The following is a 23,826-nucleotide window of genomic DNA, read 5'->3' on the forward strand; positions in this document are numbered from 1 at the left end:
GAACTTGAGGTCTGACCTAATCCTTATCAGGTCGATCAGTGGGTCTCCCGACGTCGACCAACCGTCCCTGTGCCTCGGCCAGTCGTCCTGCTGATCGCATTTGTTGGTGCAGCCACTGGTGTCAGCCGCTGCATGCAGTCTCGGCAAGGCCTGCCGAGCGGCAGCGCAGCCGGCAGCCTTGAACCTGTAGGGAAAGTTGTTGCTCAAGCTCAGGGCCATGCGCAGATGCGTTGGCGTTCGCCCGTCGCTATCGGGCTGATCAGCCACACGATGGTCAGGGAGCCCTGGACCAGGGTCAGGGTCGTCAGCTGGTTCTCGCGGAGCTTCCGTTCCGTCGCCCGGCCGTCCGCCAGGAATGCCCGTGCCGCCCGCAGTGTCTCGCCCTCGAACCCGGGCAGCGCCGTCCGCACCGCGATCCGTATCCAGCGCACGGCCGCCTCGACCGAGTCGACCTCCAGGGCGGCCTGGTTGACGCGTTCCCCTGTGTCCCGGCGCTCGACCGAGAACTCGCACAGGAACCCCGGGCCCCTCACCACGGGAGCTCCGCCGTGACCGTGCGGCCAGCCTCGTCGCCCGTGACCGCCAGGCGGTGCGCGAGTGCCATCACGATGCTCAACCCCCGGCCATGGATGGCCTCTTCGCCCGCCTCCGTGACCTTCGGGCCCTGCGGTGTCCCGCCCGAGTCCGTGACCGCCACGGTCACCCGGCTCTCGGTCACCGTGAGCATGACCCGCAGCGCATCCCCCGCCGTGTGCGTCAGCGCGTTCGTCCCCAGCTCGCTCACGACCAGGACCACGTCGTCGACCCGGGGGTGCGCCCGTAAGACGTCGCGGGTCCATCGCCGGGCGCGGGCAACTTCTTCCGGGGAACCTGGGCAGATCAGTCCCCAGACTCCCGCTCTACTCGTATACTCGTCCATACAAGTTACTCCGTGCTGGTAGGCGGCCTGCGGCCGTGGTTTCACGGGGCTCGTGCTAGATGAGTCGAACGCCGTCGTGTGCGCGGACGGCCGGCGGGGACATGCGATCAAGTGCGTCCAGGACGCGGATCGCGTACGCCTCGTCGGCGAGCTCGACCACTTCCTCGCGGGTGACCCAACGCAGTGCGCGGGTCTCGTCGCCGACCGTGGGAGCGCCGTCGATGGCTTCGCAGCGGAAGACCAGGGAGACGATCAGGCCGGTCATGTTCTTGTACACGCCGGTCAACACCGCCGGGAGGGCGATCTTGATACCGGTCTCTTCCAGGACTTCGCGTTGCAGGGCGTCGAGAAGGGATTCCTCGCGTTCGACCACGCCGCCGGGCGGCTCCCACTTACCGTTGTCGCGCCGCTTGATCACAAGCGCGCGGCCCGCGTCGTCGACGATGACGCCAGCGACGCTGACGGAGTGCGGGCGATCGGTGCTCACGTTCCTCGGCCCTCCCGGGTCTGGCTAGGCTCTCCACCATAGCGATCCGGGTCACCTGCTCGTCTAGATATCCAAAGGAGTACGTACATGGCTCTCCCGTCCGGTCTTCTGGGCGCGCTGGACCCGACCAGTGACCGCGCCGTCTTCCGTCAGATCGCCGACCACCTGCGTGATTCCATCGACAAGGGGCGCTTCCGGGAAGGCGACAAGCTGCCCTCGGAGACCGAGCTGGTCGACCACTACGGCGTCTCACGCATGACTGTTCGCAACGCCCTCTCGATCCTCCAGGGTGAAGGGCTCGCGGTCTCCGAGCACGGCAGGGGCGTCTTCGTACGGCCCCGACCGCCGGTACGCCGTCTGGCCTCCGACCGGTTCGCGCGCCGCCACCGCGACCAGGGCAAGTCTGCCTTCACGGTGGAGGCCGAAGCCGCAGGCGTGCACTCCGAAGTCGACGGCCTGGAGGTGAAGGAGGAGAAGCCCTCCCAGGACGTCGCCGCCCGCCTTGGCTCCCCGCGCAAGGTCCTCGCCCGCCGGCGCCGCTATCTGATCGACGGCCGCCCGGTCGAGTTCGCGACCTCCTACCTCCCGCTCGACATCGCGCGCGGCACGCAGATCACCGAGCCCAACCCGGGCCCCGGCGGCATCTACGCCCGCCTGGAGGAGAAGGGCCACCGCCTCGACCACTTCGACGAGGAGATCCGCGCCCGCATGCCCTCCCCGCACGAGGTCCGCACACTTCACCTCGCCCCCGGCGTCCCCGTCATCCATCTGATCCGTACCGCCTACGACACCGAAGGCCGCGCCGTCGAAGTCTGCGACACGATCATGGCGGCCGACGCCTTCGTCCTCGCCTACCAACTCCCCGCCACCTGACAACACTTGAGACAGCCGCTCCGGGCGCGAATCCGGCACGCGATGCCTGCTGGCGGTCCAGACAACAAAAGGTCCCAGGTCTTCGCAGGGTGACCCGCACCATCTCCCGCCTCTGACCCGGGGGGCTTCGAACGGCCCAGGGGCGGCCCAGTCACTCACGCCCGGAACTTCTCAAGGGCGCTCCCCGGGATTCGCCGATCGAGCTGATCCATCGCGACAGACGCCCATCGGTACCCTGCAGCACGGAGCGGTGTGGCCATGGGCATGAGCTCATTCGCCGGCGCGAGCAAACCGGGATATCGGGGGATTCATGGACAGCACGATCACGGCCGCCACCATCGCGGCGACCGCTGCCGCCATCGGATGGCTGGTCAACCACATTCTTTCGGAACGATCCGAGCGCAACAGGAACAGGCACAAGGCCAAGCTGTCCCACATCGAAAGACAGCTCGAAGACCTCTACGGGCCGCTGTTCTTCCTGCTGCACGAAGGGACGGCGTCGTTCGGGGACTTCAAGCAGACGGTCGGCCGCAACATCGCTCTCATAGGTCCGTCGATGAGTCCTGAAGACCTCGACACGTGGCTCTTCTGGGTCGACAACGACCTGATGCCCAGGAACGCGGCAATCCAAGGCCTGCTGTCGTCAAAGGCGCATCTCATCGACGCTCCGCGCATGCCCGCGTCGTATCTCGCCTTCATCGACCACCACAACTCGTGGCGTGTCAGCCATCTGCGCTGGAAGCAGGAGGGTGTCCCCTACCTGTGGCACTCCAGGACGAACTGGCCTCACGAATTCGAGCGGGACGTCATCGCCACATACGAGAAACTGAAGCGACGCCAAGAGGAAATCTCCGGCGTCATCGTGGGCAGCTGACCTCATCCGGGAATGCCGGACTCGCGCAAGACCGGGTGCCCGCGTGCATTCGGGTGCTCCCGGCGGGCGGGTTCGGGCGGTGGGGTGTGTCATGGCAGGGGCGGGCGCGAAGCCGCCCCGTGACGCGCACTTCGAGGAGTACATCCCCATGACCCAAGGCCTCAAGACGATCATCTATCCCGTCAAGGACATCGCCGCCGCGAAGGCCCTGTTCAGCGGGCTTCTGGGCGCCGATCCCGTGATGGACGAGCCGTATTACGTGCAGTTCAACGCGGCCGGTCAGGAAGTGGGGCTCGACCCCAACGGGCACGGCAAGGGGATGACGGGGCCGGTTCCGTACTGGCACGTCGACGACATCGAGAAGAGCGTGAAGGCTCTGCTCGACGCGGGGGCGCAGCCGCTGCAGGACGTCCAGGACGTCGGCGGCGGGCGGCGGACCGCGTCCGTGAAGGACGCCGACGGCAACGTCATCGGACTGGTCCAGCCGTCCTAACGGCTGCCGCGCCCCTAGGGCCTGTCCGGTGGATCTTGCCTGGGCCGCGGGGGTGTGGCACGCCCATCTGCGGCGTTGTCGTCGGTTGCCGACTCCCCCAAGCTCTCGGCTCCGCTCGACCAGGGGGCACCCCCACGCGTCGCCGCCCTCCTCCGCCTTGCAGCATTGGGGTCTCCCCTGCTCGAACGAAGTTGAGAGCTTGGGGAAGCACCACACCCCCGCTCACCAGAACCGAAACGTCACCCCGGACCGAAGGCGGCCAGATCCACCGGACAGGCCCTAGTCCGGGCAGGAGGCCCGCCCCCGCGCCGGGGCGGGCCTCCCGGCGTCCGGGCGTTCGGACGGCCCAGGGATACTGCCTGGCGGGGCGGCCGGTCGCGGCTGCCGGGAGCCGGCCGGTTCCGCCGTGCGAGAAGAGGATTGAGCATGCCGTTCGTCACCGTCGAGTACTCCGACCGTCTCGCCGAGACCTTCGACCGCCGGGCCTTCGCGAGCGAGGTGCACACCACCGCCCCGGCGATCATCGACGCCCCGACCACGGCCTTCAAGTCCCGCTTCCGCCGTATCGAGGAAGCGTACTTCGGCGCGGGCGACGACGACCTCGACGTCGTCTTCATCCAGCTCTCGATCCTCACCGGCCGGACCCAGCAGGCCCGCGAGAAGCTGAGCGAGACGGTCCTGGACATCGCCCGCAAGCACGTGACGGCCCCGGCGGGCCGACGGCTCCATCTCACGGTCGAGGTCCGGGAGATGGAGCGGGCGTCGTACCGGTTCCACAAGGACTAAGGACTAAGGATCGGCCTCAGCCCAGATACGCCGGAGCCAGCCCCGCCGTCAGCAAGCGGTGGGGCTTGCCTGTGCCGTTGGCCGGGAGGGTGTAGAGGTCAGCGCCGTAGTCGCCCGGCAGGGAGTACGTGACCGTCTTGTCGTCCTGCCAGACCAGCTGGTCGTCGACGCTGCGCGGCTCCGCCAACGGTGTCTCGTGCATCGTAGTGAGGTCCAGGACGTACAGGCGCCAGGGCGCGTCCGACGGGAGGCCGGGCACGCGCTTCTTGAAGGCCAGGCGGGTGCCGTCGGGGGAGAGGGACGGGCACTCCAGGTTGGTGCGCAAGGTGGTGACCCGGCGGGTCTCCAGATCGCCGCTGATCAGGTACGTCTTGCCGGACGTCGCCATCGTCGCGTAGAAGTGGCGGTCGTCGGATGCGAAGGTGACGCCCCAGAAGTTCACGTCCGAGGCGTGGTATGTCTTGCCGTCGCGCTCGATCGTGAAGTCTTCCAGGGTTTTGGTGAGTTGGCCGGTGTGCGTGTCCAGGATCGCCGTTCTGGTGGAGAAGTTGGTGCCCGCGTACGAGTCGCCGCCGACGAAGACCGTCCAGGCGGCCAGCTTGCCGGACGGGGAGACGCGGGCCCGGGTCGGGATGCCGGGGATGTCGTAGTGGGCGCGCTCCTTCAGGCCTGCGTCCAGGATCACCGCGCGGTAGGTCGTCTGCACCGCGCCCCGCTCGGCCCGCAGGCACACCCCGGTCCCGCCCGCCGCGTAGAAGCGCAGGCACTTCACGCCGGAGGCGGTGCGCGGCCCGGCCGGATCGCTCGCCGGGACCGTGGCGAGCTCGTCGCGGTGCGGGCCCCAGGCCATGTTGCGGAAGACGATCCGGCGCCCGGCGTCCGGGGCGAGCGAGACCTGCCCGGCGCTCACCGGCGGGCCGCCCGCCTGCACCTGGTTCTTGCGGTCCGCCCGGCTCGACGCGTGCAGCACGGACGCGACGCCCACGCCCGCGAGGACGACCAGGGCCGTCGCGAGGATCAGCAACTTGTTGCGCAGACTCATGCCGCGGCCGCCTCCGTCGAATCCGTCGGCCGCAGCAGCAGCGCCCCCGCCGCGCACGCCGTCAGCGCGAGCGCCGCCGTGGAGAGCGCGGTGCGGTCGCCCCACGCCGTCCACGCCGCGCCGAACGCGATCGAGCAGACGAAGCGGGCCGACGCCTGGCCGGTCTGGATCAACGCGAGCCCGCTGGAGCGCAGTTCGGCCGGTACGGAACCGGCCGCCGCGGCCATCAGGACGCCGTCGGTCGCCGCGTAGAACAGGCCGTGCAGGGCGAGGACGACGTACGGGAGCGCCGCGCCCTGCCAGCCCGGCAGCAGCAGTCCGTACGCGCACAGCAGGGCCGCGTGGCCGCCGAGGAAGACCCGCCAGCGGCCCACCCGGTCGGCGAACCTGCCCAGCGGGACCGCGAGCAGCAGGAACGCGGCCGCCGTGCCGAGCGGCAGCAGCGCGAACCAGCGGTCCGGCACGTCCAGGCGCCGCTGGAGCAGCAGATAGACGAACGAGTCGCTGACCGTGGCCAGGCCCAACAGCAGGGCGCAGAGGGTCAGTCGGCGTACGTCCCGCGCGGCGAGCAGCGCGAGGGCCGCCTTCAGGGACGGGCGCGGCGCGTCCGGCGCCCGCTCGGGGGCCGTGCGCGAGGGCACGAAAAGGAGCAGTACGAGGACGCCCACCGCCGCCACGCAGAAGCTCACCGTGAACACCGCGTCGTAGCCGTCGACGGCCTGACGGAGAATCAGGAAGGCGACCAGCGGGCCGAGCAGCGCGCCCGCCGTGTCCATCGCGCGGTGCACACCGAACGCACGCCCGCGCGCCTCCGGCGCCGACGCCAGCGAGATCAGCGCGTCGCGCGGGGCCGTGCGCAGCCCCTTCCCGGTCCGGTCGACCGCGAGCACCGCGCCGATCACCGGCAGCGAACTCGCCACCAGGAGCAGGGGTTTGCACACCGCCGAGAGGCCGTAACCGAGCACCGCGACCGTCTTGTGGCGCCCGCCCCGGTCGGCCAGATGCCCGCCGACCAGGCGCACCAGCGCACTGAAGCCGTTGTAGACGCCGTCCAGGAGGCCGAAGCCGAGCGGGGACAGGCCGAGGCCCGTGACCAGATAGAGCGGCAAAACGGCCGTGACCATCTCGGACGAGACATCGGTGATCAGGCTGACCGCGCCGAGTGCCAGCACCGTGGGCGCCACGGCGGACCGCCGCCCGGGGGTGAGCCGGGCGGCGGCCGCCGCAGGGGTGCCGCGGCTGTCTGCTACGTACACGTCAGGAAGCCCAGATGCCCGTGATGTCCGAGGCGTTGGCGGCCTGGCCGGCGTGCGTGGTGCCGTACATGTCCTCGATCGTGCGGAGGATGTTGTAGTGGTTGTACGTCGTCGAGGACGACGAGCCCGGCGTCACCGGCTGGCCGTACAGGACGGTCGGGATCTTGTTGCCCGCGAGCCGGTTGTCCTCGTCGAAGGTGACGACGAGCAGGCTGTTGTGGGTCTTGGCCCAGGTCGCGTACGCGCCCAGGTTCTTCTTCAGCCAGGTGTCACCGGTCGAGACCGAGCAGTCGTGCATGTCGCTGCACAGGTTGGGCGTGACATACGAGACCGTCGGCAGCGTGCTGTAGTCCGTCGGGAACTGCGTGAAGGTCTTCGCGCTCGACGTCGGGACGTTGGAGAAGCCGAACCACGGGTTGTGCTTCTGCGCGTACTTGCCGCTGGTGCACACGGTCGAACCCTGGCTCGGCAGCGACTCGTTGTAGCTCGCCCAGGTCTTGCCCGCGGCCAGCACCTCGGACGCGAGGTTGGGCGCGGAGGAGAAGCCGGGGGGGACGCAGCTGTCGTCCGTGATGCCCTGGGTGGAGCCGGAGAACATCGCGTAGTAGTTGGGCTGGCTCGGGTGCGTCTCGGCGAACGACTGCGAGAGGTTGGCGCCGCCGCTCTTCAGCGAGTTGATGTACGGGGCGCTGGAGCTTCCGATGACCTGGTTGTACGCGTGGTTCTCGAAGACCACGACGACCGTGTGGTCGGGGGTGGGGACGCTCGCCGCCGCGTGCGCGGAGGACGTACCGCCGAGCCCGGCCCACAGACCGGCGGACGCGGCCACGAGGCCGACGGCGGAGAACAGGGCGGTGCGGGTACGGCGGCGGGGTATGGACCAGCCGGACACGGCGGTTACCTCCGGTGAGGGGACGTGGGGGGCGGTGCACCGTGAGGTTAGGGCGGGCTGTTGAAGACGGGAAGATCCGTGCGGGTGAAGGTAGTGAGAACGGTTGGGGGTTGTCGTTCGGCTGCGGGCCGTCTTGGGTTGCTCGCGCAGTTCCCCGCGCCCCTTAGGTAGTCCGCCGCCAGCCGGAGAACCTGGCTCAGCCACAGGCTTTCAGGGGCGCGGGGAACTGCGCGAGCAACCCAGCACGGTCCGCAGGCGAAATGCGCCCTTATCGGCAGGCTACGCCCCGTAGAACAGCCGCTCCACCACAGCCCGAGCCCGCCGAGTGACCCGGCGGTAGTCGTCCAGCATGTCCCCGACATGCCCCGGCTCGTAGCCGAGATAGCGGCCGACCGCCGCCAGCTCGCGGCCGTCGGAGGGGAAGGTGTCGCCCGCGCGGCCGCGCACCAGCATCACCCCGTTGCGTACCCGGGTCGCCAGGACCCACGCCTCGTCCAGTATCTCCGCGTCCTCGGTCGCGATCAGGCCCGCCGCGTGCGCGGCCGAGAGGGCGTCGCGGGTGCGGGTGGTGCGCAGACCGGGCTCGGCCCAGCCGTGCTGCATCTGGAAGAGCTGGACCGTCCACTCCACGTCCGAGAGCCCGCCCCGGCCGAGCTTGGTGTGCAGCGTCGGGTCGGCGCCGCGCGGCATGCGCTCCGACTCCATGCGGGCCTTGAGGCGCCGTATCTCCCGTACCGCGTCCTCGCCCAGACCCTCCGCCGGATAGCGCAGCGGGTCGATCAGCTCGATGAACCGGCGCCCCAGCTCCGCGTCGCCCGCCATCGGCTCGGCGCGCAGCAGCGCCTGGCTCTCCCACACCAGCGACCAGCGGCGGTAGTACGCGGCGTACGAGCCCAGCGTGCGCGCCATCGGGCCGCTCTTGCCCTCCGGGCGCAGATCGGCGTCTATGAGCAACGGCGGGTCGGCGGTGGGCAGTTGGAGCAGGCGGCGCATCTCGGTGATGACCCGGGTGGCGGTCCGCGACGCCTCCTGCTCGTCGACGAACTCGCGCGGCTCGTGCACGAACAGCACGTCCGCGTCCGAGCCGTAGCCCAGCTCGTGCCCGCCGAAGCGGCCCATGCCGATGACCGCGAACCGGGTCGGCAGGGTCTCGCCCCACTCCGCCCGCACGGCCGCCCGCAGCGCGCCCGCGAGCGTCGCCGCGTTCAGATCGGTGACCGCGTTGCCGACCCGGTCGACCAGGGCGCCCGGGTCCGGCTCGGCGGGGCTGTCCTCGGTGCCGTAGGAGCCGATGAGGTCGGCGGCGGCGGTGCGGAACAGCTCTCTGCGCCGTACGCCACGGGCCGCGGCGACCGCGCCCTCGGCCGTCTCGGCGCGGCCCACGGCGGCCAGCACCTCCTGCTCCAGATGCTCGCGGCCGCGCGGCTTCAGGCCCTCCGGGTCGCCCAGGATCGACACCGCCTCCGGGGCGCGGAGCAGCAGGTCGGGGGCGAGGCGGCCGGCCGAGAGCACCCGGGCCAGGTTCTCGGCGGCCGCGCCCTCGTCGCGCAGCAGCCGCAGGTACCACGGGGTCTTGCCGAGCGCGTCGGAGACTTTGCGGAAGCCAAGCAGGCCCGCGTCCGGGTCGGCCGAGTCGGCGAACCAGCCGAGCAGCACGGGCAGCAGGGTGCGCTGGATGGCGGCCTTGCGCGTGACGCCCGAGGACAGTGCCTCCAGATGCCGCAGCGCCGCCGCCGGGTCCGCGTAGCCCAGGGCCTCCAGGCGCTGTCCGGCCGCGCGCGGGCTGAGCCGGGTCTCGCCCGGCGCGAGCTGGGCGACGGCGTCGAGCAGCGGCCGGTAGAACAGCTTCTCGTGCAGTCGGCGCACCACGGCCGCGTGCTTCTTCCACTCCCGGTTGAGGGTGGTCACGGGCTCGGTGCGCAGCCCCAGCGAACGGCCGAGGCGCCGCAGATCGGCCTCGTCCTCGGGCACCAGGTGCGTGCGGCGCAGCCGGTGCAGCTGGATGCGGTGCTCCATGGCGCGCAGGAAGCGGTACGCCTCGTCGAGCTGGGCGGCGTCCGCGCGGCCCACATAGCCGCCCGCCGCGAGCGCGCCGAGCGCGTCCAGGGTGGTGCCGCTGTGCAGGGTCGCGTCGCTGCGCCCGTGCACCAGCTGGAGCAGCTGGACGGCGAACTCGACGTCCCGCAGCCCGCCGGGCCCCAGTTTCAGCTCGCGCTCGACCTGGGCGGCCGGGATGTTGTCGACGACCCGGCGGCGCATCTTCTGCACGTCGCTGACGAAGTTGTCGCGCTCGGCGGCATGCCACACCAGCGGCGAGACCGCCTCGATGTAGGCCTCGCCCAGCTCCGGGTCACCGGCCACCGGCCGCGCCTTCAGCAGCGCCTGGAACTCCCAGGTCTTGGCCCAGCGCTGGTAGTACGCGAGGTGCGAGGAGAGCGTGCGCACCAGCGGCCCGTTGCGGCCCTCGGGGCGCAGATTGGCGTCCACGGGCCAGATGGTGCCCTCGACGGTGGTCTCCGAGCAGATCCGCATCAGATGCGAGGCGAGCCGGGTGGCGGCCTGGATCGCCTTGCGCTCGTCGGCGCCCTCGGCCGGCTCGCCGACGAAGATCACGTCGACGTCGGAGACGTAGTTCAGCTCATGGCCGCCGCACTTGCCCATCGCGATCACCGCGAGGCGGCACATCGCCGCGTCCTCGGGGGCGGCGGTACGGGCTATGGCGAGGGCGGCGCGCAACGTGGCGGTGGCGAGGTCGGCGAGCTCGGCCGCCGTCTCGGCCACATCGGTGGTCCCGCACACATCGCGGGCCGCTATGGCCAGCAGGCACCGCCGGTAGGCGATCCGCAGCGTGACCGGGTCGTCGGCCCCGGCCAGGCCCCGCTCGAACTCGGCGAGGCCCGGGTGCAGGTCCGCCGCCTCATAGGTGACCAGGGCGTGCCAGTCGTGCGGATGCCGGGCGAGATGGTCGGCCAGGGCCTCGGAGGCCCCCAGGACGCCGAGGAGGCGGTCCCGCAGCGGCTTGGCGGTGATCAGGGTGTCGAGCAGGGTGCGCCGCTCGCCGGGATCCTGGGCTTCCACGATCCGGACGAGGCCCGCGAGCGCCAGATCGGGGTCGGCGGTGGCGCCCAGGGCGTCCAGGAGTACCGGATCGGTGCGTACGGAGGCGAGCTCCGGGGCGTCCAGGCGCCGCTCGGCCGCCGACGGGTCGGTGAAGCCGTACCGCAGCAGCCTGGTGAAGGTGCTGCTCCTGCGCCCCGGCACCGCCGTCATCCCGCCGCCTCCCACTGCCACCGCGCCCGGCTCCGCGCCGGATCAAGCTCAGGACGAGCCTATCCGCAGCGGGCCGGGAGGGACCTGGTGAGAACCGGTTACGCGTGCGAGGTACCGGCCACTACGCGTCCCCGTGGCGTGTTCTGGACGCGGCGGGAGAGGCGGTGCGGGAGCTTGCCGTACCAGGCGTACGAGACGAGGAAGCCGAACGAGAGGCACAGGATGCCGCCCACCGCGTCCAGCCAGAAGTGGTTGGCGGTGGAGACGATCACCAGCAGGGTCGCCGCAGGGTAGAGCAGGCCGAGGATCTTCGCCCAGGGAGCCTTCGCGAGCGCGAAGATCGTCAGGCCGCACCACAGGGACCAGCCGATATGCATCGACGGCATCGCCGCGTACTGGTTCGACATGTTCTTCAGGTCGCCCGAGGCCATCGAGCCCCAGGTCTCGTGGACCAGGACGGTGTCGATGAAGTTGCCGCCGTTCATCAGGCGGGGCGGCGCCAGCGGATAGAAGTAGTAGCCGACGAGGGCGACGCCGGTGGTGGCGAAGAGGATCAGCCGGGACGCCGCGTAGCGGCCGGGGTGGCTGCGGAAGAGCCACACCAGGACGCCGATCGTCACCACGAAGTGGAGCGTCGCGTAGTAGTAGTTCATCCCTACGATGAGCCATGTCGCCGAGTTGACGGCGTGGTTGACGGACTGCTCCACCGCGATGCCGAGGTGGCGCTCGACCGACCAGATCCAGTCGGCGTTGTCGAGCGCCTGCGACTTCTGTTCGGGGACCGCGTTGCGGATCAGTGAGTACGTCCAGTAACTCACCGCGATCAAGAGGATTTCGAACCAGAGACGGGGTCTGCGCGGGGTGCGCAGGCGCCGTAGCAGCGAGGGGGGCGGTGCCGGGACCGGCGGCGACGGCTCGTCCGGGACGGATGGGGTGGACGCAGCCGACGGGGCGGTCGACGGGGTGTCCGCCGTACCTTCCTGTGTCTTCACGGTCATTTCACCCATAGCGAGAGAGTCTGCCAGACGGACATACCCCGTGCCGATCATCCTCCGGTCGGGTTCGATCCGCATCCGTACTCCCTACGGACGACGGACCGACCCTTACACCGAGTTTATTCCGGACCCCGGTGCGGGCCCAGTCGAGCCCTACTTGGCAGGAGGACCGGAGGCCGTTGAACCGCGTACCACCAGCTCCGGCATGAACACGAACTCGCTGTGCGGAGCGGGGGTGCCGCCGATCTCTTCGAGCAGTGCGCGGACCGCCGCCTGACCCATCGCCGTGACCGGCTTGCGGATCGTGGTCAGCGGGGGATCGGTGAAAGCTATCAGGGGCGAGTCGTCGAACCCGACGACCGAGATGTCCTTCGGTACGTCGAGTCCGGCCTGGCGGGCGGCGCGGATCGCGCCGAGCGCCATCATGTCGCTGGCGCAGACGATCGCGGTGCAGCCCTGCGCGATCAGCGCGGTGGTCGCGGCCTGGCCGCCCTCCAGGGTGTACAGCGAGTGCTGCACCAGCGACTCGGCCTCGGCGGGCGAGAACCCGAGCCGGTCCTCCATCGCCGCCGTGAACCCCTCGATCTTGCGCAGTACGGGGACGAACCGCTTGGGCCCGACCGCGAGTCCGATCCGGGTGTGGCCGAGCGCCGCGAGATGCGTGACCGCGAGCCGCATCGCCGCCCGGTCGTCGGGAGAGATGAACGGCGCCTGCACCTTGGGCGAGAAGCCGTCGACCAGGACGTACGGGACGCCCTGGGCGCGCAGTTGCTCGTAGCGGTCCATGTCGGCCGTGGTGTCGGCGTGCAGCCCGGAGACGAAGATGATGCCGGAGACGCCCCGGTCGACCAGCATCTCGGTGAGCTCGTCCTCGGTGGAACCGCCGGGGGTCTGGGTGGCGAGCACCGGGGTGTATCCCTGGCGGGTGAGCGACTGGCCGATGACCTGGGCGAGCGCCGGGAAGATCGGGTTCTCCAGCTCCGGCGTTATCAACCCGACCAGACCGGCGCTGCGGCGGCGCAGCCGCACCGGCCGTTCGTAGCCGAGGACGTCGAGCGCGGCCAGCACGGATTCGCGGGTGCCCGCGGCCACACCGGGCTTGCCGTTGAGCACGCGGCTGACTGTGGCTTCGCTGACCCCCGCCTGGGCTGCGATGTCGGCAAGCCGTGCGGTCACGGGGTTGGACTGTACCGGTCGCACGTCAGATTGCCCACCAGACGGCGGATTCGGCGGGGATCGTGACATTACCGCCGGTGAACTCCAGGGGTGCCGTGGCGATCAGCGGCCGCCCCGGGACGGCCAGTTCGGCCGGGGACGCACTCGTGTTGACCGTGCACACGAACCCCGGCCGGGCGAACGCCAGCAGGTCGGCGGGCGTCTCCAGCCACTCCATATCCCCGTCGCCGAGCCCCGGGAGCGCCCGCCGCAGCGCGAGCGCGGAGCGGTAGAGCTCCAGGGTGGAGCGCGGATCACCGGTCTGCGCCTCGACGCTCAGCCCGGCCCATTCGGCGGGCTGCGGAAGCCAGCTGCCACCACCGCCGAATCCGTACGAGGGCCCGTCGGCGGTCCACGGAATGGGCACCCGGCACCCGTCCCGGAAGCCGTCCTGACCCTCGGCCCGGAAGAACGACGGGTCCTGGCGCACCTCGTCGGGCAGGTCCGTCACCTCGGGCAGGCCCAGCTCCTCGCCCTGGTAGATGTACGCGGACCCGGGCAGCGCCAGCATCAGCAGGGCCGCGGCCCGGGCCCGGCGCAGGCCCTGCTCGCCGCCGCCGTACCGGGTGGGGTGGCGCACGACGTCGTGGTTGGAGAGCACCCAGGTGGTGGGGGCGCCGACCGAGCGGGTCGCGGCGAGCGAGGCGTCGACGACCTCGCGCATCTCGGCCGCGTCCCAAGGGCAGTTCAGGAACTGGAAGTTGAACGCCTGGTGCAGTTCGTCCGGACGTACGTACAGGGCGAGGCGCTCGGGAGAGGGGGCCCAGGCTTCGGCGACCGCGATGCGCCGGCCGTCGTAGGAGTCGAGCAGGCGCCGCCAGCTGCGGTGGATCTCGTGGACGCCGTCCTGGTCGAAGAACGGCAGCTCCTGCGCGCCGATCAGCTTGGCCTGCTCGCGGGCGCCGATGTCGGGCAGCCCCTCGGCCTTGACCATGCCGTGGGCCACGTCGATGCGGAAGCCGTCGACGCCGAGGTCGAGCCAGAAGCGCAGCACGGACTCGAACTCGGCCCGCACGTCCGGGTGTTCCCAGTTGAGGTCGGGCTGCTCGGGGGCGAAGAGGTGCAGATACCAGTCCCCGTCCTCGGTACGGGTCCAGGCGGGGCCGCCGAAGACCGACTCCCAGTCGTTGGGCGGGGCGGCCGGGCCCTGGGCGGGCACGGCCGACCGCTTCCCCGGGTGGAAGTGGTAGCGCTCGCGCTCGGGGCCGCCGGCGAGCGCCGCGCGGAACCAGGCGTGCTGGTCGGAGGTGTGGTTGGGGACGATGTCGACGATGACGCGCAGGCCGAGGCGATGGGCCTCGCGGACCAGGTCGTCGGCGTCCTGGAGGTCGCCGAAGAGCGGGTCGACGGCCCGGTAGTCGGCCACGTCGTAGCCGCCGTCGGCCTGCGGGGAGGCGTAGAACGGGGTGAGCCAGACGGCGTCCGCGCCGAGCGCCGCGAGGTGCGGCAGGCGGGCCCGGATGCCGGGCAGGTCGCCGATGCCGTCGCCGTCGCCGTCCGCGAAGGAGCGGACGTACACCTGGTAGATGACGGCGTCGCGCCACCAGCCGGCGGCCGGGGTGTCGGTGTCGGGGGTGCGGCCCGCGGTGGCGGGGGGCGTGGTCAGCTCCTGCGTCATAAACGGGTCCCTCTCCAGTGGCCTGAAACGGTGTCCTGCGCCTACGGGATCAACGCCGCTGCACCCCGAAGGTAACAGTCCTGCAAGGTCTTGCGGAAGTCTTGCAAGCCTGATGCCGCCTACTCCGGTGTGCCCGTGGAGTACCAACAGCCCCGCTGACAAGGCGCGCGACGGCAACCGTGTGGACACGCGGATGTAACGATCGACCCGCCTTGCAGAAATTCTTCGCAAGGTCTTTCGGTCTTCTTTCATCCTTGTTACGTTCCTGGCGATCCGGCGCCGTGATGGCGCGGCACCCGTTGAAGGAGTTCACATGCGACGTGGCATAGCGGCCACCGCGCTGGTCGCGACACTGGCGCTCGCGGCGACGGCTTGCGGCGGCAGTGACAGCAGTGACAGCGGTGACAAGAAGAGCTCGGGCGAGCTCTCCGGCACCGTGACCTGGTGGGACACCTCGAACGACACCGAGAAGGCGACGTTCCAGAAGATCGCCGAGGACTTCCACACGCTGCACCCCAAGGTCACCGTCAAGTACGTCAACGTGCCGTACGGCGACGCGCAGAACAAGATCAAGAACGCCTTCGGCAGCGGCTCGGACGCGCCGGACGTCATCCGCTCCGACGTCGGCTGGGTCGCCGACTTCGCCTCGCTCGGCTACCTGGACAAGGTCCCGGACGCCAAGGCCAAGGAAGTGGACTCCGCCTTCCTCAAGCAGGCCGCCGCCAGCGGCAAGTACGACGGCACGATGTACGCCGTACCGCAGGTCATCGACACCCTCGGCCTCTTCTACAACAAGAAGATGCTGAAGGACGCGGGCGTCCAGCCGCCGAAGTCGCTCGACGAGCTGAAGACCGCGGCCGCCACGATCAAGTCCAAGACTGGCAACACCGGTATGTACCTGCGCGGCGACGACTCGTACTGGTTCCTGCCGTTCATCTACGGCGAGGGCGGCGACCTCGTCGACGCCAAGGACAAGAAGGTCACCGTCGACGGCCCGGCCGGCGTCAAGGCGTTCAAGGCCGCCCGTGACCTGGTCACCTCCGGTGCCGCGATCACCAACGCCACCGACGGCTGGAACAACATGGAGACCGCCTTCAAGTCGGGCAAGGTCGCCATGATGGTCAACGGCCCCTGGGCCGTCGCCGATGTGTACGCCGGTGACCAGTTCAAGGACAAGTCCAACCTCGGTGTCGCCGCGGTCCCGGCCGGCTCCGCCGCCCAGGGCGCCCCGCAGGGCGGCCACGACCTCGCGGTCTACGCGGGCTCCAAGAACCTTGAGGCCTCGCACGCCTTCGTCGACTACCTGACCTCGCAGAACGTCCAGGTGCAGACCACCAAGGCGCTCAGCCTGCTGCCGACCCGGACCGCCGCGTACGACCAGCCCGACGTCAAGTCCAACGAGATGGTCCAGTTCTTCAAGCCGGCCGTCGACAAGGCCGTCGAGCGCGCCTGGATCCCGGAGAACGGCTCCCTCTTCGAGCCGCTGAAGCTCCAGTTCACCAAGGCCGTCACCGGCTCCTCGTCGCCCGAGGACGCGGCCAAGGCCTCCGGCGAGGCCTTCCGCAAGATCCTCAAGGGCTGGAAGTAACGGACGGGCCGAGCGGTCCGGCAGGTACGAGACGGTACGGAGATAGGTAGTCCTGACATGACTGTCCACACCGACCGGTCGACGGCGAAGGCCGCGGGCGACAGCGCCCGCGGCCGGACCCGCGCGACCGGCGAGCGCCCGGGCCGGCTCCGGCGCGCGCTCTCGACGCACTGGTACGCCTGGACGATGGTCGCCCCCGTGGTGATCGTCCTCGGCGTGATCATCGGCTGGCCGCTCGGCCGGGGCGTCTACCTGTCGCTGACCGACGCCAACGAACGCAACGTCGGCCGGACGATCGGTGCCAACCACATCGCGGCGACGTACAAGTTCGTCGGCTTCGACAACTACACGAGCGTGCTCCAGGACCCCGTGTTCCTGCAGCGGCTCGTGTGGACCGTGGTGTGGACGGTGTGCTGTGTCTCCATCACGTTCCTCCTTGGCCTGGGCCTGGCGAACATGCTCAACCGGCAGTTCCGGGGCCGCGCGGCCTACCGGATGATGCTGATCCTGCCGTGGGCGGTGCCGGGCTTCGTCTCGGTGTTCGCCTGGCGGTTCCTGTTCAACCGGGACAACGGCCTGCTCAACAAGGTCCTTGACGGCGGCGGCATTTCGGCGGTCCCGTGGCTGGACGACCCGACCTGGGCCAAGGTCTCGGTGATCGCGGTCAACGTCTGGCTGGGCGTGCCGTTCATGATGGTCGCGCTCCTGGGCGGCCTCCAGTCGATCCCCGGCGAGCTGTACGAGGCCGCGGAGATGGACGGGGCCGGGCCCTGGAAGCGGTTCCTGCACATCACGGTGCCGGGCCTGCGGGGCGTCTCGTCCACGGTGATCCTGCTCTCCACGATCTGGACGTTCAACATGTTCCCGGTGATCTTCCTGCTCACCCGGGGCGGTCCCGGCGACTCCACCGAGATCCTGGTGACGCAGGCGTTCCGCCAGGCGTTCGTGGAGAGCCCGCGCGACTTCGCGGGGTCGGCGACGTGGGGCGTGCTGATCCTGGCGGTTCTGATGATCTTCGCGCTTGTGTACCGGCGGTCGCTGCGCAAGCAGGGAGAGGTGTGGTGACGATGACGTCTGAACGTTCTGTACGTGATGGGGCGGTGCGGGGCAAGCGCTCGCCGCTGGCGTCCTTCGGTCTGCACGCGACGCTGATCGTGGCGTCGATCATCGCGGTCTTCCCGGTGCTGTGGGTGCTGCTGACCTCGCTGAAGCCGGCGAAGTACGCGATGACCACGGACTTCTTCAAGGACACGACGCTCGACAACTACCGCTATCTGGTGGACAAGACGAGCTTCTTCACGTGGTTCGGGAACTCGGCGCTGATCGCGGGCGTGACGACGGTGCTCGGCGTACTGATCTCGGCGACGACGGGTTACGCGGTGAGCCGCTTCAAGTTCCCCGGCATGCGGCCGTTGATGTGGACGCTGCTGATCACCCAGATGTTCCCGATGGCGATCCTGATCGTCCCGCTCTACAACCTGATGGGTCAACTGGGGCTGCTGAACCAGCCGGTGGGCCTGATCATCACGTATCTGACGATCGCGGTGCCGTTCTGCGCCTGGATGATGAAGGGGTTCTTCGACGGGATCCCGGTGGAGATCGACGAGTCGGGGCGGGTGGACGGGCTGAACCCGTTCGGTACGTTCTGGCGGCTGATCCTGCCGTTGGCGAAGCCGGGGCTCGCTGTGACCGCCTTCTACTCCTTCATCACCGCGTGGGGCGAGGTCGCGTACGCGTCGGCGTTCATGGTGGGGGACGAGCACCTGACGCTTGCGGGTGGCCTCCAGACGTTCGTGACCCAGTACACGGCGAACTGGGGTCCGATGACTGCGGCGTCCGTGCTGATCGCGATCCCGGCGGCGGTGTTCTTCCTGTTCGCGCAGAAGCATTTGGTGGCGGGGATGACGGCGGGGGCGACAAAGGGATGACCCCCACCCCGCCCGTTCCCTTGACTCTCCGAGGCGGGTGGGGGTTGAGCCCGCGCCCTCGACCCCCTTCGCGGGGCCTGCGGCCCCCAAAAACTCCCCGCCGGGGTTCCGCCCCGCTCCCCGGCGGGGCTTGCGCCCCCGGAGGCTCTGTTCTTCGGCTGCGGGACGGTGGGGGGCGCGCCCTTTTCCCCCGCCCCACCCCTTCCCGAAAGTCCTGGGCGGGCGGCCTGGTTCTTTGTCTGCGGGCCGGTGGGGGTCGGTCGCGCAGTTCCCCGCGCCCCTGAAGGAGCGCGGGCATGTTCAGCCCCTCCGGCGCTTGAGGAGCGGGGTCCGGGGCGGAGCCCCGCAGCCCACCCACCCGAGAGGGGTCCGGGGGCGGCAGCCCGCTGACCCATCCACCCCAGAGGGGTCTGGGGGCCCGCAGCCCACTGACCCAGCCACCCGAGCGGGGGCGCAGCCCGCTTAGCCGTCCACCTCAGCGGGGTGCAGGGGCCGCAGGCCCCGGCGGGGGTTTGGGGGCGGAGCCCCCGAGGGGGTGCAGGGGCGCAGCCCCGCCCGGGGGCCCCGGGGCCCCCGGGAAACCCACCCTCACCCCCACCCGCCCCCGGAGGGTTAAGGGAACGGGCGGGGTGGGGGAACGCCCGCCGCAGGCGCCCCGCCGCGTACACCACCAGCCACCAACCACGACCACCCAGGGAAGACATGACCCCGCACCTCACCGCGACCGCCGACACCCGTACCACCTGGTGGCAGGACGCCGTGATCTACCAGGTCTATCCGCGCAGCTTCGCCGACGCCAACGGCGACGGCATGGGCGACCTCGAAGGCGTGCGGTCGCGCCTGCCGTACCTCCGGGACCTCGGCGTCGACGCCGTCTGGCTGTCCCCCTTCTACGCCTCCCCGCAGGCCGACGCCGGCTACGACGTCGCCGACTACCGCGCCATCGACCCGATGTTCGGCACCCTGCACGACGCCGACGCTCTCATCCGCGACGCGCACGCGCTCGGGCTGCGGATCATCGTGGACCTGGTGCCCAACCACTCCTCCGACCAGCACGAGTGGTTCAAGCGGGCGCTGCGCGAGGGCCCGGGCTCGGCGCTGCGGGACCGGTACCACTTCCGGCCGGGCCGCGGCGAGAACGGCGAACTGCCGCCCAACGACTGGGAGTCCATCTTCGGCGGCCCCGCCTGGACCCGTACGGCCGAACCCGACGGCGAGTGGTACCTCCACCTCTTCGCCCCGGAGCAGCCCGACTTCAACTGGGAGCACCCCGCCGTCGCCGACGAGTTCCGCTCGATCCTGCGGTTCTGGCTGGACATGGGTGTGGACGGGTTCCGCGTCGACGTCGCCCACGGGCTCGTCAAGGCCGAGGGGCTGCCCGACATCGGCGGTGCCGATCAGCTCAAGCTGCTGGGCAACGATGTCATGCCGTTCTTCGACCAGGACGGCGTCCACGCGATCTACCGCTCCTGGCGCCGCATCCTCGCCGAGTACCCGGGCGAGCGCATCGCGGTCGCCGAGGCCTGGACGCCGTCGGCCGACCGCACGGCCCTGTACGTACGTCCGGACGAGCTCCACCAGGCCTTCAACTTCCAGTATCTGGGGGCCCCTTGGGATGCCGAGGAGCTGCGGACCGTCATCGACGACTCGCTCGCCGCCATGCGGCCCGTCGGCGCGCCCGCCACCTGGGTGCTGTCCAACCATGACGTCACCCGGCACGCCACCCGGTTCGCCAACCCCAGTGGGCTCGGCACCCAGTTGCGTACCCCCGGCGACCGCGCCCTCGGGCTGCGCCGCGCCCGGGCCGCCACGCTCCTGATGCTCGCGCTGCCCGGGTCCGCGTACATCTACCAGGGCGAGGAGCTCGGCCTCCCTGACGTCACCGATCTGCCCGACGACGTACGTCAGGATCCGTCCTTCTTCCGCGCCGAGGGTCAGGACGGGTTCCGGGACGGGTGTCGCGTGCCGATTCCGTGGACCGTCGACGGGTCCTCGTACGGCTTCGGCAGCGGGGGAAGCTGGCTGCCGCAGCCCGACGACTGGGGGAAGCTCAGCGTCGAGGCGCAGGAGGGTGATTCCGCCTCCACCTTGGAGCTCTACCGCTCCGCCCTCGCCGTCCGGCGCACCCACCCCGGGCTCGGCCGGGGCACCGCCGTCGAGTGGCTGGACGCGCCCGAGGGTGTGCTCGCCTTCGCCCGGGACGGGTTCGTCTGCACCGTCAATCTGACGAAGGACGCCGTACGGATGCCCGTGCGCGGTGACGCTCTGCTCGCCAGTGGTGAAGTCATCCTGGACGGGGCCGAGTTCGACCTTCCCGGGGACACCACGGTGTGGTGGACGGTGTGACCGAGGCCGGTCCGCGCCTCGCCGACATCGCCGCCCAGGCGGCCGTCAGCGAGGCCACCGTCAGCCGGGTGCTCAACGGGCGCCCGGGCGTCGCCGACCCCACCCGCCAGCGGGTGCTCGCGGCGCTCGACGTGCTCGGCTGGGAGCGGCCCGCGCGGCTGCGGCAGCGCAGTGCGGGGCTGATCGGCCTGGTGACCCCGGAGCTCACGAATCCGATCTTCCCGGCCTTCGCGCAGGCCGTGGAGCAGGTGCTCGCCGGACACGGCTACACCCCGGTGCTCTGCACCCAGCTGCCCGGCGGGGCGACCGAGGACGAGCTGGTCGAGCAGTTGGAGGAGCGCGGGGTCAACGGCATCGTGTTCCTCTCGGGGCTGCACGCCGACACCGCCACCGACCCCGGCCGCTATCTCGCGCTGGCCGAGCGCCAGGTGCCGTTCGTCCTGGTCAACGGGTACAACGACCGCATCCCCGCACCCTTCGTCTCGCCGGACGACCACGCGGCGATGGCGATGGCCGTGCGCCATCTCGCGGACCTCGGCCACACCCGGATCGGGCTCGCGGCGGGCCCGCTGCGCTATGTGCCCTCGCGGCGCAAGGCCGAGGGGTTCACGGCGGTGCTGGGGGAGCGGCTCGGGCTGCGCGCCGAGGAGGCCGCCGCGTACATCCGGCACACGCTCTTCAGCGTCGAGGGCGGACAGGTGGCGGCGGGCGCGCTCCTCGACCAGGGGTGTACGGGGGTGGTCTGCGCCAGCGACATGATGGCGCTCGGGGTGATCCGCGCGGCGCGCGAGCGCGGGTTCGCGGTGCCCGGCGACGTGTCGGTGGTGGGCTTCGACGACTCCCAGCTGATCGCTTTCACCGATCCGCCGCTGACCACGGTCCGCCAGCCCGTCCAGGCGATGGCTACGGCCGCGGTGGGCGCGCTCCTGGAGGAGATCCACGGAAACCCGGTCCAGCGCACGGAGTTCGTGTTCCAGCCGGAGCTGGTGGTGCGCGGCTCCACCGCACGCGTACGGAAGTGAGCAGGGTTGATTGCGTTGCTGGCGATGGTTCGATCGTAACGAGCTGTTGAGTGACTTACTTTGGCTGCTTTCTGGTCGTTTTCGTCTGAAGCGCGCGATGGGGTCGGGGCCCGGGTGTCGTCTGGTCCAGACTGTGCGCGTGTTGGGGAATCTGCCAGCGGAGACCACGAGTTTCGTCGGCCGGTCGGTGGAACTGGCCACCCTGGACGGCCTGTTGCGCCGCAACCGGCTGGTCACGGTCACCGGACCGGGCGGCGTCGGCAAGTCCCGGCTCGCGCTGCGGGCCGCGCGCGAGCGGCGGGAGTTCTGTCCCGACGGGGTGTGGTGGGTCGAGCTGTCCCCGCTGTGCGACCCCGCGCTGCTCGCCGCCACCGTCGCCGACCATCTGCCCGTCGCCGAGCAGAGCACCCGCACCGCCGCCGAGGCGCTGTGCGGGTGGCTCGGCGACAAACAGCTCCTGCTGGTCCTGGACACCTGTGAGCACCTGGTCTCCGCCAGCGGCCACCTCATCGGCGAACTGCTCCAGACCTCGCCCGGGCTCACCGTCCTCGTCACCAGCAGACAGCGGCTCGGGCGCCCGGAGGAACGTGTTTTCTCGCTGAGCCCGCTGCCACCGGAGGGCGCCGCGCTCACCCTCTTCAAGCAGCGCGCCGCCGAGGCGGTCCCGCACCTCTCGCCCTCCTCCTTCGACGCCCCGGCCCGCGCGGAGGCGGCCGTCGCCGTCTGCCGCAGACTCGACGGCATCCCGCTGGCCATCGAACTCGCGGGCGCCCGGCTGCGGTTGTGGACCGTGGAGCAGCTGGCCGAACGGCTCGACTCACGGTTCGAGGTCCTCGCCGACACCCGCGCCGCCCGGCTCCCGCGCCACCAGACCATGCGTACGACCATCGGCTGGAGCCACGAGCTCTGCGCACCCCTCGAACGCCTGCTGTGGGCCCGGCTCTCCGTGTTCACCGGGGGCTTCGACCTGGACGCGGCCCGGGATGTCGCCGCGGGTGGCCCGCTGGACGCCGAGGGCGTGGCCCCGGCCCTCGCGGGACTCGCCGCCAAGTCCGTCGTACGCACCAGAACGCACTGCGGGCGCTCCGGCTACCGGATGCTCGACACCATCCGCGAGTACGGCCGCCAGTGGCTGCGCGAGCTCGGCGAGGAGGACGAGGTCGCCCGGCGGCACGCGGAGCGCTGCCGCCGCCTCGCCCATGAGGCCGAGGCGGGCTGGATGGGTCCCGACCAGCTGGAGTGGTACGAGCGGCTCACCGCCGAACACGCCGATCTGCGGACCGCGTTGGAGTATCTGCTCGTCACTGACCCGGCGGCCGCGCTCGACATGGCGGCCTCGCTCTGGTTCTTCTGGTTCTGCTGCGGGCATCTGCGCGAGGGCCGCGACCACTTGGAGCGCGGCCTGGCGCTCGCCCCCGAACCGGGCCCCGCCCGCGACCGGGCGCTGTGGGCGCTCGGCATGACCGCGTTCCTCCAGGGCGACATGGAGACCGCCCTGCACCACGCCCGCCGCTGCGCCGAGGCCGCCACCGACACCGAGTCCGGGCTGCGCGCCGCCTATCTGCTCGGCGGGGCCATCCTGATGCCGGGCGACCCCGAGGGCGCGCTCGCCGTGTGCACCCCGGCCATCGACGCGGCCGACGTCGACTACTCGCCAGGCCTCGCCCTGTGCGTCCTCGCCCGGATCTACGCCCTCACCAACCTCGCCCGCTACGCCGAGGCCGCGGCCGAGGCGACCTGGCTGCGCGACCAGTGCGCCGCACGCGGCGAGCGCTGGATGCGGGCCTACGCCGACTACATGATCGCCGTCACCGCCCTCGCGCTCGGCCGCCCCGGCGAGGCCGCCGTGCACGCGCGCGCGATGCTCGCCGGCAAGCGGCTGCTCCACGACAGCTTCGGCATCGCGCTCGGCCTCGACCTGCTCGCCTGCGCGCTGGCCGCCCAGGGCGAGGGCGAGGACGGCGCCCTGGTGCTCGGCATAGGGCAGAAGTGCTGGCGTACGGTCGGAAAGGCGCAGATGGGCGCGCCGCGGCTGACCGCCGTGCGCGAGGAGTGCGAGCGCCGGGCGCGGGCCACGCTCGGGGACCGCGCGTACGACCTCGCGTTCCGCCGGGGCCTGAGCACCGGACTCGACCAGGGGCTCAGCTACGCCCTCAAGGGTGATTTCGCTCAAGGGAGTTGACGTTCTTCCCCGGTGGCCGGTTCACGCGGCTACGGTGAGT

At 70.8% G+C, this 23,826-nt stretch carries 20 protein-coding genes; 10 read left to right on the plus strand and 10 right to left on the minus strand.

The window, feature by feature from the left end; translation table 11 throughout:
* Nucleotides 1–209: 209 nt before the first annotated feature.
* Genes ACT1U9_RS22425 through ACT1U9_RS22435 form a run of 3 tightly spaced genes read right to left on the minus strand, consistent with a single transcriptional unit; the run spans nt 210 to nt 1,406 of the window.
* A complete protein-coding gene (locus tag ACT1U9_RS22425; RefSeq protein ID WP_444534462.1) occupies nt 210–536 on the minus strand; it encodes a hypothetical protein in 327 nt (108 codons plus the stop codon).
* A complete protein-coding gene (locus ACT1U9_RS22430) occupies nt 530–919 on the minus strand; it encodes an ATP-binding protein (protein WP_444534463.1) in 390 nt (129 codons plus the stop codon). Before ACT1U9_RS22430 ends, ACT1U9_RS22425 begins: the two co-directional genes overlap by 7 nt.
* 55 nt (nt 920–974) lie before the next feature.
* Nucleotides 975–1,406, minus strand: coding sequence for an NUDIX hydrolase (locus ACT1U9_RS22435; protein WP_444534464.1), 432 nt, complete (start codon nt 1,404–1,406; stop codon nt 975–977).
* 87 nt (nt 1,407–1,493) lie between these two features.
* Here ACT1U9_RS22435 and ACT1U9_RS22440 point away from each other — a divergent pair, with 87 nt between their 5' ends.
* The 4 genes from ACT1U9_RS22440 to ACT1U9_RS22455 all read left to right on the plus strand — a co-directional run bounded on the left by ACT1U9_RS22440 (nt 1,494) and on the right by ACT1U9_RS22455 (nt 4,432).
* Nucleotides 1,494–2,279, plus strand: a complete 786-nt coding sequence (locus tag ACT1U9_RS22440; protein WP_444534465.1) for a GntR family transcriptional regulator — start codon at nt 1,494–1,496, stop codon at nt 2,277–2,279.
* Between the two features lie 310 nt (nt 2,280–2,589).
* Nucleotides 2,590–3,153: a hypothetical protein gene (locus ACT1U9_RS22445; RefSeq protein ID WP_444534466.1), complete on the plus strand. Its 564-nt coding sequence runs from the start codon at nt 2,590–2,592 to the stop codon at nt 3,151–3,153.
* A 148-nt stretch (nt 3,154–3,301) separates the two neighbouring features.
* Nucleotides 3,302–3,646 (plus strand): VOC family protein, encoded by a 345-nt coding sequence (locus ACT1U9_RS22450; protein WP_188277832.1) that lies wholly within the window; start codon nt 3,302–3,304, stop codon nt 3,644–3,646.
* Nucleotides 3,647–4,072: 426 nt separating this feature from the next.
* Nucleotides 4,073–4,432, plus strand: a complete 360-nt coding sequence (locus ACT1U9_RS22455; RefSeq protein ID WP_444534467.1) for a 5-carboxymethyl-2-hydroxymuconate Delta-isomerase — start codon at nt 4,073–4,075, stop codon at nt 4,430–4,432.
* A 16-nt stretch (nt 4,433–4,448) separates the two neighbouring features.
* On the opposite strand, the gene ACT1U9_RS22460 is transcribed toward ACT1U9_RS22455, so the two are convergent.
* From ACT1U9_RS22460 to ACT1U9_RS22490, 7 genes are all read right to left on the minus strand, one after another.
* A complete protein-coding gene (locus ACT1U9_RS22460) occupies nt 4,449–5,474 on the minus strand; it encodes a TolB family protein (RefSeq protein WP_444534468.1) in 1,026 nt (341 codons plus the stop codon).
* Complete coding sequence (locus ACT1U9_RS22465) at nt 5,471–6,730, minus strand: MFS transporter (RefSeq protein ID WP_444534469.1); 1,260 nt, start codon at nt 6,728–6,730, stop codon at nt 5,471–5,473. Before ACT1U9_RS22465 ends, ACT1U9_RS22460 begins: the two co-directional genes overlap by 4 nt.
* Nucleotide 6,731: 1 nt before the next feature.
* Nucleotides 6,732–7,622: an alkaline phosphatase family protein gene (locus ACT1U9_RS22470; protein WP_444534470.1), complete on the minus strand. Its 891-nt coding sequence runs from the start codon at nt 7,620–7,622 to the stop codon at nt 6,732–6,734.
* Between the two features lie 279 nt (nt 7,623–7,901).
* A complete protein-coding gene (locus ACT1U9_RS22475; protein WP_444539221.1) occupies nt 7,902–10,892 on the minus strand; it encodes a bifunctional [glutamine synthetase] adenylyltransferase/[glutamine synthetase]-adenylyl-L-tyrosine phosphorylase in 2,991 nt (996 codons plus the stop codon).
* Nucleotides 10,893–10,990: 98 nt separating this feature from the next.
* Nucleotides 10,991–11,899, minus strand: a complete 909-nt coding sequence (locus tag ACT1U9_RS22480) for a phosphatase PAP2 family protein (RefSeq protein ID WP_444534471.1) — start codon at nt 11,897–11,899, stop codon at nt 10,991–10,993.
* Between the two features lie 141 nt (nt 11,900–12,040).
* Nucleotides 12,041–13,063, minus strand: a complete 1,023-nt coding sequence (locus ACT1U9_RS22485) for a LacI family DNA-binding transcriptional regulator (protein WP_444534472.1) — start codon at nt 13,061–13,063, stop codon at nt 12,041–12,043.
* A 25-nt stretch (nt 13,064–13,088) separates the two neighbouring features.
* A complete protein-coding gene (locus ACT1U9_RS22490) occupies nt 13,089–14,720 on the minus strand; it encodes a glycoside hydrolase family 13 protein (protein ID WP_444534473.1) in 1,632 nt (543 codons plus the stop codon).
* A 313-nt stretch (nt 14,721–15,033) separates the two neighbouring features.
* Here ACT1U9_RS22490 and ACT1U9_RS22495 point away from each other — a divergent pair, with 313 nt between their 5' ends.
* The 6 genes from ACT1U9_RS22495 to ACT1U9_RS22520 all read left to right on the plus strand — a co-directional run bounded on the left by ACT1U9_RS22495 (nt 15,034) and on the right by ACT1U9_RS22520 (nt 23,786).
* The gene (locus ACT1U9_RS22495) at nt 15,034–16,308 is read left to right on the plus strand and encodes an extracellular solute-binding protein (protein WP_444534474.1); all 1,275 of its coding nucleotides are present in this window, start codon (nt 15,034–15,036) and stop codon (nt 16,306–16,308) included.
* Nucleotides 16,309–16,365: 57 nt separating this feature from the next.
* A complete protein-coding gene (locus ACT1U9_RS22500; RefSeq protein ID WP_444534475.1) occupies nt 16,366–17,373 on the plus strand; it encodes a carbohydrate ABC transporter permease in 1,008 nt (335 codons plus the stop codon).
* A gap of 2 nt (nt 17,374–17,375) precedes the next feature.
* Nucleotides 17,376–18,236 (plus strand): sugar ABC transporter permease, encoded by an 861-nt coding sequence (locus ACT1U9_RS22505; RefSeq protein ID WP_444534476.1) that lies wholly within the window; start codon nt 17,376–17,378, stop codon nt 18,234–18,236.
* Nucleotides 18,237–18,938: 702 nt separating this feature from the next.
* A complete protein-coding gene (locus ACT1U9_RS22510; RefSeq protein WP_444534477.1) occupies nt 18,939–20,582 on the plus strand; it encodes a glycoside hydrolase family 13 protein in 1,644 nt (547 codons plus the stop codon).
* A complete protein-coding gene (locus ACT1U9_RS22515; RefSeq protein WP_444534478.1) occupies nt 20,567–21,604 on the plus strand; it encodes a LacI family DNA-binding transcriptional regulator in 1,038 nt (345 codons plus the stop codon). Before ACT1U9_RS22510 ends, ACT1U9_RS22515 begins: the two co-directional genes overlap by 16 nt.
* A 139-nt stretch (nt 21,605–21,743) precedes the next feature.
* Nucleotides 21,744–23,786 carry an ATP-binding protein gene (locus ACT1U9_RS22520; RefSeq protein WP_444534479.1) on the plus strand — a complete coding sequence of 681 codons (2,043 nt, stop codon included), beginning with the start codon at nt 21,744–21,746 and terminating at the stop codon, nt 23,784–23,786.
* Nucleotides 23,787–23,826: the final 40 nt, after the last annotated feature.

Origin of the sequence: Streptomyces sp. BR1, assembly GCF_052373795.1 — a bacterium.
In the GTDB taxonomy this organism is placed as follows: domain Bacteria; phylum Actinomycetota; class Actinomycetes; order Streptomycetales; family Streptomycetaceae; genus Streptomyces.